This window comes from Bilophila sp. (genome assembly GCF_057864385.1).
Genome location: NZ_DBMAFI010000085.1, coordinates 1 through 12,661, shown reverse-complemented (window position 1 = coordinate 12,661; position 12,661 = coordinate 1). Strand labels below are relative to the sequence as shown.

The window sequence follows — 12,661 nt, the reverse complement described above, 5'->3', positions numbered from 1 at the left end:
GGGACAGCAGTTTCTTGTCGCCCTCGGTCAGCCCGTCAAAGCCTTTCTGCACAAACTCCATCGTGGGGATAATGGCGTGGTGATCGGACACCTTTTTGCTGTTCAGCACCCGGCCAAACTGCGGGGCAATGTCCAGCCCTGCCGCAAAGGAAAGCAGCGGCCACAGGCCGGACACAATGCTTTCCGCTGTGGGCTGCATATCGTCGGTAAGATATTGGCTGTCGGTGCGCGGATAGGTCAGCAGCTTCTTTTCATAAAGCTGCTGGGCGTAGTCAAGGGTCTGCTTGGCGGTAAATCCAAACAGGCGGTTGGCCTCCCGCTGCAAGGTGGTGAGATCGTAAAGGCGGGGCGGCTGCTCCGTCTTTTTCTCACGCTTCACCGATACACAAACGGCCTGCGCTCCTGCACAGGCCGTCTTGGTGGCGTCGGCGTCGTCGGGGTTCAGAAAGCGGTCGCTGGCCGCCTCCATGCCGCCCGCCGCGATATGGACAACGTGGTATTTCTCTTTCTTAAAATTGCTGATTTTGGCCTCCCGGTCAACCAGCATATTGAGGGTAGGCGTCTGGACACGGCCCACGGTCAGGGTCTTGTGGTAGAGGATGGAGAAAAGCCGGGTGGCGTTGATCCCCACCAGCCAATCGGCCTGCGCCCGGCACAGGGCCGATTGATACAAGTCGTCGTAGTCGGCCCCCGGTTTCAGGTGGGCAAAGCCCTCGCGGATCGCGGCGTCCTCCATGCTGGAAATCCAAAGGCGCTTGAACGGCTTTTTGCAGCCCGCCATCTGGTAGACGAAACGGAAAATCAGCTCACCCTCGCGCCCGGCGTCGGTGGCGCACACAAGGCCCGTCACGTCGGGGTGTTCCATCAGGGAGCGCAGCACGGCAAACTGTCCTTTCTTCTCGGCGGGGATGATGTACTGCCACTCCTGCGGCAAAATCGGCAGGTCGTCATAGGCCCATTTCTTATAGCGGGGGTCGTAGGTTCCGGCGTCGGCAAGGGAAACAAGGTGACCGATGCACCAGCTCACCAGATAGCCGCCTCCCTCCATGTAGCCGTCCTGTTTCTTGGTGGCCCCGATCACGCCCGCAATGCTGCGGGCGACGCTCGGTTTCTCTGCAATTACAAGAATATGTGAAGTCATAATTATTCATCCTCCTTTTTCGGTTCATCTTCATCCAGCAGGTAATCGTCTAACGGTCTGGCCTCCACCTCGCCGGTGTCGTCGTCCACCTCCGGGGCCGGTTCGTCCTCGTCGTCGTCCTCGTCCTCCCCGAAGTCGTATTCGTCCAGATCGTCATTGCCCTTGGTGCTGGCTTTCGGCTTCTTAAACTTGAAGAAGTAAAGGGCCGCGCCGCCGCCAATGAGCAGTACCACAAGGAACACAATCAGGCCGCCCATGCTGTTTCCGGCTTCGTCCTCCGGCTCGGCGGTTTCTGCCGGTTCCTCGGCCTCCGGCGCTGCACCCACACAGGCGGTCAGGTTATTTTTGCAGACCGGGCAGGCGGTGTTGACAGCCCCGGTCTCGCATTTCTCCGCACAGGTGCAAACCTCCGGCTCCGCCTCGCCGTCCTCCAACAGTGCTTGCAGGTCGGCGTCGTCCACTTGGTTGAGGAAATGGACGGATGTTTCCTTGTCCTCGTTGGCCCGGTCGATCAGGATATAAAAATAGTTGCCTGCCTTGGTGGTAACGGTAATAAGCTGTTTATCGCCGTAGAAATCATCCACCAGTGCGGCATTGCCCTCCGGGGTGACGGGTACGCCCTCCGGCTCCATCTCGATCCCCCCGGTGGTGGGTTCCTCGGTTTCCTCCGGCACTTCTTCCGGGGCCTCCGTGGTTTCCGGCAGCGGTTCCGGGTCAGGGTCAACGCCCCCGGCAAAGGCGGTGGTGGAAAAGGCCGCAAAGCACAGCATAACGGCCAGCGTCGCGGCAAAGGTACGGATGATTTTCTTATTCTTCATCGGCATTGTCCTCCTGTTCAAACTCCGGCTGCGGGGCTGGGGGTGCCTGCAAAGCGCCGCCTCTCACAAAGACGGCGAACTCCTGCGGGGTCATGTTCAGGCCGCGCACAAGCTGGACGATCTGCAAATTTTCCTGTTCGGTTTTGGCCGCTTCCAGCTCCCGAAGCTGCTTTTGCAGTTCCGCGATCTTGGTTTTGGTTTTCTCAATATCCCGTTCGATACGGTCAAGTTTGTTGGTTGCCATAGAAAAACGCTCCTTTCTGGCGTCAAGGTAGACGCCCGTAACAATAAAGATGTTGCTGCCAGTAACTTGAATTAAGGTTCGTGTAACTGATGGGGTCGCCGCAATGCAACATCACGGAATTACCCACATACAGCCCCACATGGGACACGCCGGGGGTGTCATAGGTGCCGACGAAAAACACAAGGTCGCCGGGCTTTGCCTGCTCCGCTGTGACGGGGGTACAGATGTTATAAAGCCCCTGCGCCGTCAGGCGGCCCACGTTCCAGCCGGAATGATTGATTACCCACGAAATAAATCCGCTGCAATCAAAGGAAGTGGACGGGCTGGAACCGCCCCACACGTAGGGATAGCCGACGTATTTATCTGCCTCCGCAATCATGGCCGCAAAGGTTTCATCCTCCAAAGCCTCCGGCGGGATTTCATAGTAGGTCGGCTCTTTGACGGTGGATGCGTTGGGGTAGCTGCCGCTTGGGAACAGGTCGGGCCGGTTGCCTAACGTCTGCATATAGGCGGCGTAGAAGCTCAACTGTTCCTCGTTCATAATGGAAACAGGCAGGTGGGACAGGTCGTTGTTTACCAGTTTCACGTTGCAGATGTAGTAGGTGTACGGCACTTCCACGGTGTAGGTGTTGCCCTCGCTGTCCGTCCTCGTTTCGGTGCGGTAGCGGGTTTCCGTTTCAATGGTCTGCGTCAGGGTGTATTGCAGCCCAAACAGCCGGTCAAGGTCGCCCTGTACTTCATCCAGCGTGTAGGCCCCGCCGTGAAGCGCCGACAGGATAGAGGTCAGCACATAGGGGTCATGGCCGATGTCGTCCAGATCATAGCGGTACTCGTCATAGCCGGGGTGCAGGCTTTCGTAGTTGTCCAATTCGTGCTGCAAGTCGGCCTCCAACTCCGCGTAGGCGGCTTCTGCCCCCAGCATATCCGCGTCCTCGGACAGATAGGACGTGGCCGCAAGCCCCGTCCCGGTGCCGCCAAACATGGCGGTGCAGGATTGCAGACCGCCCATAATCATCAGCAGCAAAAGGCCCACGCCGCCGATCACCAGCGCCCCTTTCCAGTGGCGGGCCACAAAGGACGCGGCCTTTTCACTTTTCTTTGCGGCCTTTTTCGCGGCTGCGGCGCTGGCCTGTGCGGTCTTGGCGGCGGCTCCCGCCGCACCCTGTGCCGTCTGACCTGCGGCCCTCGCTGCTCTGGCATAATCGCGCTTGATTTTCTGTTTCTGCCAGAACCGGGACACGGGGTTGCTTACCGCCTGCGCCAGCTCCGGGTTATCCCGCAAAGATTTCTGGTAGATATACTCGGCGTTGGCGGCAATGGATTTCCGTTCCGCCTTGGCTGCGGCCCGGTAGGGTTTGAGCTTATGGTGGCGGATGCCGCTGCGGATGGCCTTGCCCGCCTGCCGTTCCGCAAGTTCCTCCCCCTTGTGACCGCCCTCCACGCCCACGTTTTCATGCTCGACTTCGTGGATTTTGCCGTGGACGAACAGCCCGGCTTCCTGAACCGGGCGGCTCATGGGGTTGGGCTTTAGCTGGGGCGCGGGCTTCTCCACCTTGTCAAAGCGCAGCTTGGTTCTGGCCCTGCCGGATGCCTCGTCATAGACGGTTTCCTTGGTGACGACGCGCTTTTTCGGCAGCGCGTCTTTGGCGGCGTCCAGCTTATCCGCCTGTTTTTCTGCCTTGCGGACGTACTTGGAAAGCCGGGGGTCGGCCCGTTCTGCGGTGGTAAATTGCAGCCAGGAAGATGGCCGGTGCAGGGCTTCGCCTGCCTCCGTTACCACGTCCCCGGCGTCCTTGGCCGCCCGTTTCGCCTTGCGGCGGTCGCGGATGTCCCCGGCCCGTTCCAGTACCTTTTCCGCAGCGCCGCCCGGCTCGGCGGTATATTCCTGCTCGGCCTCCCGGCTGGACACGTTGACGCTCTCGCCGGTGGTCTGGTTATCCAGCGTCAGCCCGTCGCGGGTCATGCGCTGTGTCACCTTGTCACGGGGTTTTAAGGGCTTCACGGCAAACCACCTCCTTTCAATGAAACGCACCAGTTCAGGCAGCGCCCGGTTTCAATATCAGAGATATACCGCAGGATAGGATATACCTGCGGCGGAACAACGGCATTGCCTAATGTCTTTAATCGTTTCGCCACACTCTGCGGCGGGTCGCTGATTAGGTACGGGATAGTTTTGGGTTCTTCGGCCCACATGGAATGTCCGTCCATCTCTGGGGGAATCCCATCAGCCATTCCACCCAGTCGGGATTTAATTTCACGTTGCCGGGCGGGCACCCTACCAGACGATAAACTGTCCATGACAGCCGCGCCGTCCATGCGGCCCCGCTGGGGTTGTATTTCTTGAAACTCCCGGACGGCGACATCCGCACGTCCAGATTTTCCCCCACATCCCCCGTGTCGCTGGCAAGGGGTGTTGGAAGAAGAAGCGCCGATGATGAAAGTTCTTTTGCGCTCATGCCATGCGCCGACGGCAACAGCAGGTAGTACGAATACCCTAACGGCGTAACCGGCTGTTTCCAGGTCAAGGATCGTCTTGTCGAGCCCCATATTGATGAAGCCAGCAACATTTTCGCCAAGCACCCAATGGGGGCGCAGTTCCCGGATAACCCGGAGCATTTCAGGCCACAGGTATCTTTCGTCTTTGAAGCCCCGCTGTTTTCCGGCGCTGGAAAACGGCTGGCAGGGAAATCCCCCGGAGATGAGCGTAACGGTTCGTTGTCCTGTCTTTTCAAAAAACGCCTCCTTCGTCACTGTTGTAATATCCCGAAATTTAGGTACTGTCGGCCAGTGCGCGTTGAGTACGGTGGTCGGGAAATCCGCCCACTCACACTGGCATACCGTAGTAAATCCAGCCGCCTCTGCGGCAAGGTCAATTCCCCCAATCCCGCTGAACAGGCTGAAATGTGTAAGCCTGCTCATACCGTGGCCCCCTCGCCTAACCGGGTCGTCATAATCCTGTAAAGCTGGGTGTTCTGCGGGATGGGGTTCTTAAAGGGCAGGATTACATTCTCGTAAATCAAAAGCCCCTCGCCGGGTTCCGAATTGTCCACATACCGTAGCTGCTGCGGGGAAATGTTCAGCCGTTCCGCAAGGATTTTTCGGTCGCCGGACGCCTGATTTAACAGGCAGATAAAGTCGCTGTTCTCCAAAATGTTCTCAATCTCCGGGGAAGAAAGCAGGTCTTTCACGTTCTGCGTCGCACCTGTCGGGACGCCGCCCCATTTTCGGAAACGCTTCCAAATCTCGCAGGAAAAGGCCGCCGTCTGTTCCTCCCGCAAAAGCAAATGGAACTCGTCGCAGAAGTACCACGTCGCCTTGCCTTGGCTGCGGTTTTGGGTCACGCGGCCCCAAATCTGGTCTTGGACAATGAGCATCCCCAGCTTTTTGAGCTGCTTGCCTAATTCCTTAATGTCAAAGGCCACAATGCGGTTTTCGATGTTGACGTTGGTGCGGTGGTTAAACACGTTCAGGGAACCGTTCACATACAGGTCAAGGGCCTGCGCCACCCGGTCGGCCTCCGGGATATGCTGGTCTAACAGGGCTTTGTGCAAGTCCGAAAGGATCGGCATATTCTCCGGGCGGGGGTCTGCCAGATAGGGCCGGTAGATCACCTGCACCGCCCGGTCAATCACCGTCTTTTCGATGGCTTCCAGCCCGTTCTTTCCGCCCATGACAAGCTCACAGAACGACAGCACAAAGTCGGATTTTAAGGCCAGCGGGCTTTCATCCTCCGAATAATTCAGGTTGATGTCCAGCGGGTTCACATAGGATTTGCTGGTGGGCGACAGCTTTACCACCTGCCCATGAAGCCGCTGCACAAGGGGATAATACTCGGCCTCTGGATCACAGATATACACGTCGTCCTGGGTGCAGAGGAACACGCTCAAAATCTCGGATTTACAGCTCATGGACTTGCCGCTGCCGGGCGTCCCCAGCTTCAAACCGTTGGGGCAGCGCGCCCGTTTTCTGTCCAGCATAATCATGTTGCCGGTCTTGGCGTTGATGCCGTAATACATGGCGTTGCCGCCCTGAAAAAGCTCCTGCGTCACGAACGGCACGAACACGGCCACGCTGGAAGTTGTCAAAGAACGCTCGATCTTGATGTGGCTGGCCCCCAGCGGCAGGCTGCTCATAAGGCCCTGTTCCTGCTGGTAGTCCAGCCGGACAAGGGAATTGTTGTATTTCTGCGCCACGCCAGAGGCCCAGAAGATTTCGTTCTCCAACTTCTGCCGGGTGTCGGCAGTGTTCAACACCAAAAAGGTAAGCTGGAACATCCGTTCATTTCGGCTTTGTAAGGTTTTCAAAAGCTCTTTCGCGTCCTGCCCGTAGGTGGCAAGGTCGCTGGGAAGGATGTCCATATCATAGCCGCTGCGGACAGCCCGTTTCTGCTCCTGTATCTTCATGGCGTCAAGGTCGGTGATTTTCCGCTTGACGGTTTTAATGGCCTCCCCTTGGTCGATGGCCTGCACATGGAGATTGACGACGATGCCGTTTTCCGTATTCAGGAAGTCGGCCAGCATTTCATCCGACAGCTCCGGGGAGAGGATTTGCAGGAAGCTCACGGCCCCGTACTTGCCGCCCAGCCCGAACATCCGGGCATTGCCGAAGCGGAACGAGGACGGGGCAATGAAATCCTTGGTGGAAAGCCCCGACGGGGCCAGCCACTTCCAGTCAAAATGAAACGGTTCCCCGTCCGGGTGGAAGATACTGTGCATGACTTCCAGCCGTTCTTTCGCGTCCAGCACCCATGCCACGGCCCCCATCGTGCGGAAGTACCCCAGCAGGTCGGTTTCAATCCGGCGCAAGCGGGCGCGGGCCATTTTCAGGTTGTCGGCCTCAATGGTGAAGGTCAGGAACTTGCGCTTTTGCAGGCCGTTGTTGCCTTTCACAAGCTGGTCTTGCAGGATGCCGGTGTACTCGGCCCGGATGTCGTCGAAGTCGTCCCCCTGCGCCCTGATCTCAAAGCTCTTGGCGTACTGCTTGGGGTCAATCTTGCGGTTGACAAAGGAAAACTGGACGTGGATGGAAGCGTCCAGATAGTTGTAAAGGTCGCACAGGTTTTCAAAGACAGCGGTTTTCGTGTCGGCCTGCGCGAGCTGATAGCTGATGTCGGCAAACTCGATGCACTTGCTGAACGTGTTGGCCGTCACCCGGCACACTCCGTCCTGATACATGGCCTCATAGGGGATGCTGTCCTGCGCCGAATGGGGCCTGCCGTCGCCCTTATACTTGCGGATGATGGCCTGAATTTCTTTCTTTTCGGCGCGGGTGAGCTTTACCGGCGTCTTTGGCTGCGGCTCTTGCTTTTGCTTTTTGGACAATGGCATTTACCTCCTTTTCCATTTGATGCTGCCGCACAAGGGCAGAGTAAGCGTTGTTGGTCTGGTAGGGCCTCTCCTTTGGCTGGATGAAGCTGCACTGGATCATCTGCCACACCACCACTTCAAGGGGCTGGCCGTGGCGTTCGTACAGGGCCAGCAGGAAGCCGGGGAGCATGGCGAATACCATAATCAGCGCGGCGGCGCTGGTGGGGACGCGCCCCCGGATCAACAAAAAAAGCGGGACGCCTACAAGAAGCGCACCGCCAAAACAGATCAGTTGCCGTTTCGTCAGTCCCAGTACCACCTTGGATTTCACACGGGTTAAATCCTTGGGAACAGTCACATAAGCCAATCAAATCACCTCGTTTCTTTCAAAAATCAGGTCAGGGTCAGGTCGCTTGTTACCTCGTTGCCCCACACATCCCAGCCCGGCGTTTTCTGCCGGGCAAACAGCTCCACGCGGGAGAGGTCGCCCGCTAGCTCCACAATCTTGTCACGGGTCACGTCCGGCTTTTTGCTGTGTTCCTCCACCGGGGAGATAATGAACTGGTGGACACCGGCGCTGTGGCGTTTGGGCTTGCCGCGTTTGGCAAGCAGGCAGATTTCCGCATTGCCCCGCGTCCAGTAGCCCAGCCCATAGAACCATGAGGGGCTTTTCCTGTTCCGTTTCAGCCAGACAAAGGCCACGGTCTTGAACGTAAAGCCCCATGCCTTGATAAGCCGCAAAGCCTCCGGGAGCTGCGGGAACGTGGCCCACAAAAACAGCAGGCAGTCCTTTTCCGCCAGCTTTCCCACTGGCAGGGCGCACAGCTCGTCAATGCTCATGGTGGGATAGTGATGCTCCGCCGCCCCTGTTCGTTTACATTCATACCGCCACGGCGGATCGGCGTATATGATGTGATATTTCTGTGGTTCCTCGATAAGTCTTTTTCCTCCTGCGTAAAAATTTCAACGTCAATGGGCTGTGAAAACTGCTTTACTGATGCTTCCCGTCTTGAACAGGCAGAAGCACAAAAGCACCGTGTAGCCCATGCAGCCCCAGATCGCGCCGGAAATGTCCTCCGCCGTCCCGATTTCCTGTATCAGCACCGCATAGATGCCGACGACAACCATAATCAGGAACGCTTGGAAGCCCAGCGCCAAAAGGGATTTCAGATAGTTTTGGCCCATGCCGCGCCACTCCGCGTTTCCCAGCGTGGCAAGGGGGATCGGCCCCAGCGCGGTCACGGCGTATATTTCAATCATTCTCCCGTAGGTCACAAGGAAAATGCAGATGGATAGAATGTTCATCGTCAGCCCCACAACAAGGGTCTGGAACCATAAGCCCAGCAACGGCCCGATGTCCATTGCTTCAAGGCGGCTTTCCAGATCGGGAAGCAGCGTGTCAAAGTCGATGCTGGTTTCCCCGATGATTACCCCGGCGCTCTGGTTGACGACGGCTTGGGTGGCGTCAAATACGCCCATGACGATATTCCATGTGTTCGTCACAATGAGGATGGCAAAGGCAGATTTGAACATCCAGCGAAAGAACATAGAGCTGTCGAAGTCGTGCATATTGTTTTTCTCGACAATCATTTCGATCAGCTCATAGCACATGACAAGGGCAAGGATGGCCGCCGCTATGGGGACAATCACCGTTTCGGACAGGGATTGCAGCATACTAAAAATGCCGCCGTTCCATGCCTGCGGCGTCGTCCCCACGTCGGAAGCGATTTCCCCGACTTTGGTATTTACCGTGTTGAACAGGCCGGAGAGGTTGCCCATGATGCCGTCAATTAAAATGCCTTTCAGCCAATCCCCAATGAGATCACCAATCATAGGGGTACACCTCCTTTCCCGCGCCCTCCCGGTTCAAACGAGAGGGCGCGGCGGGGTTTATTTCAGGTTTCATGTCGTGTCAGTGGTTACGGTTCGGACAGGGCCGGGGCCATCAGCCCAGCAGCCCGGACAGCAGGGGAACAAGGGTCAGGCCGATCAGGGCGACACCACCGCCCGCAACGAGCTGCTTCACACCTTGGCTTTTGGATGCCGGGTTATCCTGCCCGTAACCTTCCAGCAGGTTCACGCCGCCCCACACACAGAGGGCACCGCCGAGGCCGATCACGATAGTCTGCAAAGTATCAACTGCGCTATTGAAAAATTCCATACATTTACCTCCATAAATTCAGATTGTGATGTGGTTTTGGGTACAAAAAAGCTGCCGGTCATATCCAGCAGCACGTCACAATCCGCAGGCGGCCCGGAGTTATTGGCCGTCCAGCCATTCCCGCAGGGTAAGAACATAAAGCTCTCCCCACACGTCACACATTTGTCTGGACACCTCAATGTCCATCAGCCGGGCATCGTTGTCTGTCGGTTCTGCAAAATCATGGTCGATCAACCATTGCATAGCGACAGTAAAAGTAATCAATCCCCGGAATAGGTCATATCTGGATTTGAAGTATTCCGCAAATGTCAGTTCGTCCGAGTGTTCCATAGGGTCAGGCTCCTTTCTATGCCAGCCACCTTATTCGGCGGCCATATCTTCATCCGACAGGTCAATGTCGTACAGCTCAAAGGTTTCCGCCTCTGATACCACGCGCTTTTTCTTCCGGCGCATGGACGACAAATATCTGTCCACGTCAAAGGTGTTCTTCTTGTCGGCGTCGGAAAGGTATTTATACCGGGGATGCTTGGTGATGTCGTATTTCTCACTGAAAAACGGCCTCACGCCGCGCACCTGCAAAATACACTTGCCTCCGTCCATTGTTGCGATTTCGTCCTGTGACATCAACTCCTTTCCCAATTTTTGATAGTTCAGTCCGTGGGAAGTCTGCGCGCCCCGGTTCTCGCTCTGATTGTAGCTGTCGATGGTTTCTTTCCCCAGCACGTCAGCGATCTCCTTGGCGTTTTTGCCCCGCCCACTAAGGAAAAGCGTACAATCGCAGTTGTCGGAAATGATTTCCGCAGCGTCCTTGTAAATCGCCTTTAACTGCGACTGGCTTTGCAGAATGATGGATGCCGAAATTTCCCGGCTTCGGATGGTGGCAATGAGCTTGTCAAAGTTCGGTATCTGGCCGATGTTCGCAAACTCGTCTAAAATCATCCGTACATGGACGGGCAGCCGCCCGCTGTATTTATCATCGGCCCGGTCACAAAGCAGGTTGATAAGCTGGCTCTGTACCATTGCCAGAATGAAATTGAAAGTGGTGTCGGTGTCGCTCATTATGAGGAACAGCGCCGTTTTCTCGTCCCCGATGGTGTCAAGTTCCAGTTCGTCGTCCTCCATCAGCTCCCGCACCTCCTGGATGTCAAATGGCGCTAAACGTGCGCCGCAGCTAATCAAAATCGAGGAACGGGTCTTGCCAGCGGATAACAGGAATTTCTTGTACTGGCGCACAGCAAAGTGATCCGGGTCTTTTGCTTCCAGCCGTTCAAACATCTGGTCTACCGGGGATTGAAATTCCGGGTCGTCCTCGCGGGCCTCCGACGCATTTATCATTTCAAGCAGCGTCGTGAAGTTCATTTCCTCGTCCGGCGCTTCGTACCAGATATAGCCGATCAGGGCCGAATACAAAAGCCGTTCCGACTTTACCCAAAAATCCTCGGCGGATTTTTCGCCCTCGCCCTTGGTGTTGCAGATCAGCGTGTTTACCAGCTTCAAAATGTCTTTCTCCGAATGGATGTAGCGGAACGGGTTATACCGCATGGATTTTGAAAAATTGATGGTATTCAAAACCTTAATGCGGTAGCCGCTGCGCTGCAAAAGCTGGCCCACCTCACTGATCAGGCTGCCCTTGGGGTCGGTTATCACAAATGAGGTCGGGTAGTCCTTGGACACGCATTGCATAAGGTTGGGCTTCACAAAAAATCTCGTCTTGCCGGAGCCGGAACCGCCGATTACCAGAACATTTTTATTCCTCGCGGTTTTGGGGTCTTTGGGCCTGTTGTTCATGGTGAGCCGTTCCGTCTGCGTCAGCAGAATGTTGTTGTCAAAGTTGGGGTCGATGTACGGGGCAATGTCTTTGGCCGTCCCCCAACGGGCGCTGCCGTATTCCTCGCCCTTGCGGTATTTCTTGGCGTTCTTGCTTTTGCAGTACACCATGAGCCGCAGGGCGGCGGCACCGGCGACGCCGATCAGCAGGTCAAAAGGGTGGAAGCTGGGGGCGGCGTTTGCAAAGGCCGCCGAACAGCCGTCCATGAAGTGCAGCAGCTTTTCCGACAAGTCTACGCCTGCCGCCAGCCGGTATGCCTGCCCCAGCTTCCCGAACAGGTAAACGAAAATCAGGTACGGGAGATTGGACAGGATCAGTTTTTTTACCTCTGGTTTCACAGTGACAGCCCCCTTTCCTTGACTTTCTCCTTGGCCCGCTGCTGCGTCTTGGCCGCAGCCTTTTGTTTCAGGGCGGATAGGGTCTTTCGGATTGAGGGCCGTTCCTCCCGGCTTAACTTCTTGGCCGTGAACTCCTTGAACGCCTGTTCCAGATTGTCGGCCTGCTTGGTCTTGAAAATCACGATATAGCGCGGCGGGTGGGTGGAACTGTCTTTCCGCAACGTGTAGTCAATATCGTATTTCTTGGCGCAGGGCTTGAACAGGCCAATATTCGCGTCGGTGATCTCGATGTTGGAGAGGGCCGAACCGTCCTTTTTGAGCTGCCGCAGGCTTTGGTGGCCGTGGTGGGGCTTGGCTTTGCCCTTTTGCCGGGCGGCCAGAAATTTCTTCATGGCCGCTTGCAGCACTTGGCCGGTCAGCTTCCCGGTTTTCACCGCTAACGCTATGGTTTTCTGGTCTACTTCTTCCTGCAATCGCTATCCCTCCTTTCGCAGAAGCGCGGTGGTGTGGTTAAGGTGGCACCGAAAGCCGCCGCAGGAAACAGAAAAGGGACAGCCGCTTTCGCCGGTTGCCCCCGATTAAATCCGCACCCGCAGGCCGGAAAGGTCGTCGGCGCGGACGCCTACCAGATACCAGTCCTCGGCCATCTCAATGCGGGTGGGCTTCCACCTGCCGCCCACCATCACGTCAAAGGTTTCCCCACAGTGCAGCCCGCCGTAGTAGTCTGCCAGATCAAAGCGGATGTCGTAACGGTCTGCCTGCTCGTCAAAAATCAATGCACCCTGTTTCATAGGGCCGTCCTCCTTTCAGATTTTCCCGGTCGCC

Annotated in this window: 14 protein-coding genes; all 14 read right to left on the bottom strand. The window is 56.6% G+C overall.

Going from position 1 to position 12,661, the window contains the following annotated elements; genetic code table 11:
* Nucleotides 1-1,141, bottom strand: a 1,141-nt coding sequence (locus ACZM8Y_RS16410) for a DNA topoisomerase (protein WP_489501898.1), incomplete at its 3' end; no start/stop codon positions are given.
* A gap of 2 nt (nucleotides 1,142-1,143) precedes the next feature.
* Nucleotides 1,144-1,959 carry a DUF4366 domain-containing protein gene (locus ACZM8Y_RS16405; protein ID WP_208037809.1) on the bottom strand — a complete coding sequence of 272 codons (816 nt, stop codon included), beginning with the start codon at nucleotides 1,957-1,959 and terminating at the stop codon, nucleotides 1,144-1,146.
* Nucleotides 1,949-2,203: a DUF4315 family protein gene (locus ACZM8Y_RS16400; RefSeq protein WP_208037808.1), complete on the bottom strand. Its 255-nt coding sequence runs from the start codon at nucleotides 2,201-2,203 to the stop codon at nucleotides 1,949-1,951. Before ACZM8Y_RS16400 ends, ACZM8Y_RS16405 begins: the two co-directional genes overlap by 11 nt.
* Nucleotides 2,204-2,225: 22 nt before the next feature.
* Nucleotides 2,226-4,205 carry a C40 family peptidase gene (locus ACZM8Y_RS16395; RefSeq protein ID WP_208037807.1) on the bottom strand — a complete coding sequence of 660 codons (1,980 nt, stop codon included), beginning with the start codon at nucleotides 4,203-4,205 and terminating at the stop codon, nucleotides 2,226-2,228.
* A complete protein-coding gene (locus tag ACZM8Y_RS16390; protein ID WP_208037806.1) occupies nucleotides 4,202-5,122 on the bottom strand; it encodes a DNA cytosine methyltransferase in 921 nt (306 codons plus the stop codon). The genes ACZM8Y_RS16395 and ACZM8Y_RS16390 overlap by 4 nt, the downstream gene beginning before the upstream one ends.
* Nucleotides 5,119-7,524: a VirB4-like conjugal transfer ATPase, CD1110 family gene (locus tag ACZM8Y_RS16385; protein WP_438268648.1), complete on the bottom strand. Its 2,406-nt coding sequence runs from the start codon at nucleotides 7,522-7,524 to the stop codon at nucleotides 5,119-5,121. The genes ACZM8Y_RS16390 and ACZM8Y_RS16385 overlap by 4 nt, the downstream gene beginning before the upstream one ends.
* Nucleotides 7,427-7,867 carry a PrgI family protein gene (locus ACZM8Y_RS16380; protein WP_489501900.1) on the bottom strand — a complete coding sequence of 147 codons (441 nt, stop codon included), beginning with the start codon at nucleotides 7,865-7,867 and terminating at the stop codon, nucleotides 7,427-7,429. The genes ACZM8Y_RS16385 and ACZM8Y_RS16380 overlap by 98 nt, the downstream gene beginning before the upstream one ends.
* Before the next feature lie 35 nt (nucleotides 7,868-7,902).
* Nucleotides 7,903-8,418 carry an MT-A70 family methyltransferase gene (locus tag ACZM8Y_RS16375; protein WP_489501899.1) on the bottom strand — a complete coding sequence of 172 codons (516 nt, stop codon included), beginning with the start codon at nucleotides 8,416-8,418 and terminating at the stop codon, nucleotides 7,903-7,905.
* 60 nt (nucleotides 8,419-8,478) lie between these two features.
* Nucleotides 8,479-9,342: a VirB6/TrbL-like conjugal transfer protein, CD1112 family gene (locus ACZM8Y_RS16370; RefSeq protein WP_208037803.1), complete on the bottom strand. Its 864-nt coding sequence runs from the start codon at nucleotides 9,340-9,342 to the stop codon at nucleotides 8,479-8,481.
* A gap of 112 nt (nucleotides 9,343-9,454) precedes the next feature.
* Nucleotides 9,455-9,670 carry a Maff2 family mobile element protein gene (locus ACZM8Y_RS16365; RefSeq protein WP_076778855.1) on the bottom strand — a complete coding sequence of 72 codons (216 nt, stop codon included), beginning with the start codon at nucleotides 9,668-9,670 and terminating at the stop codon, nucleotides 9,455-9,457.
* A gap of 99 nt (nucleotides 9,671-9,769) precedes the next feature.
* On the bottom strand, nucleotides 9,770-10,000 hold the full coding sequence (locus tag ACZM8Y_RS16360) for an antitoxin (protein ID WP_208037644.1): 231 nt from the start codon (nucleotides 9,998-10,000) through the stop codon (nucleotides 9,770-9,772).
* Nucleotides 10,001-10,030: 30 nt separating this feature from the next.
* The gene (locus ACZM8Y_RS16355; RefSeq protein ID WP_347138686.1) at nucleotides 10,031-11,836 is read right to left on the bottom strand and encodes a VirD4-like conjugal transfer protein, CD1115 family; all 1,806 of its coding nucleotides are present in this window, start codon (nucleotides 11,834-11,836) and stop codon (nucleotides 10,031-10,033) included.
* Nucleotides 11,833-12,309, bottom strand: a complete 477-nt coding sequence (locus ACZM8Y_RS16350) for a PcfB family protein (protein WP_076778845.1) — start codon at nucleotides 12,307-12,309, stop codon at nucleotides 11,833-11,835. Before ACZM8Y_RS16350 ends, ACZM8Y_RS16355 begins: the two co-directional genes overlap by 4 nt.
* A gap of 105 nt (nucleotides 12,310-12,414) precedes the next feature.
* On the bottom strand, nucleotides 12,415-12,627 hold the full coding sequence (locus ACZM8Y_RS16345) for a DUF5348 domain-containing protein (protein WP_076778842.1): 213 nt from the start codon (nucleotides 12,625-12,627) through the stop codon (nucleotides 12,415-12,417).
* Between the last annotated feature and the right edge of the window lie 34 nt (nucleotides 12,628-12,661).

Coding starts and splice junctions, on each gene's coding strand:
- ACZM8Y_RS16405 (WP_208037809.1), bottom strand. CDS start 1,959: ATGAAGAATAAGAAAATCATCCGTACCTTTGCCGCGACGCTGGCCGTT.
- ACZM8Y_RS16400 (WP_208037808.1), bottom strand. CDS start 2,203: ATGGCAACCAACAAACTTGACCGTATCGAACGGGATATTGAGAAAACC.
- ACZM8Y_RS16390 (WP_208037806.1), bottom strand. CDS start 5,122: ATGAGCAGGCTTACACATTTCAGCCTGTTCAGCGGGATTGGGGGAATT.
- ACZM8Y_RS16370 (WP_208037803.1), bottom strand. CDS start 9,342: ATGATTGGTGATCTCATTGGGGATTGGCTGAAAGGCATTTTAATTGAC.
- ACZM8Y_RS16365 (WP_076778855.1), bottom strand. CDS start 9,670: ATGGAATTTTTCAATAGCGCAGTTGATACTTTGCAGACTATCGTGATC.
- ACZM8Y_RS16360 (WP_208037644.1), bottom strand. CDS start 10,000: ATGGAACACTCGGACGAACTGACATTTGCGGAATACTTCAAATCCAGA.
- ACZM8Y_RS16345 (WP_076778842.1), bottom strand. CDS start 12,627: ATGAAACAGGGTGCATTGATTTTTGACGAGCAGGCAGACCGTTACGAC.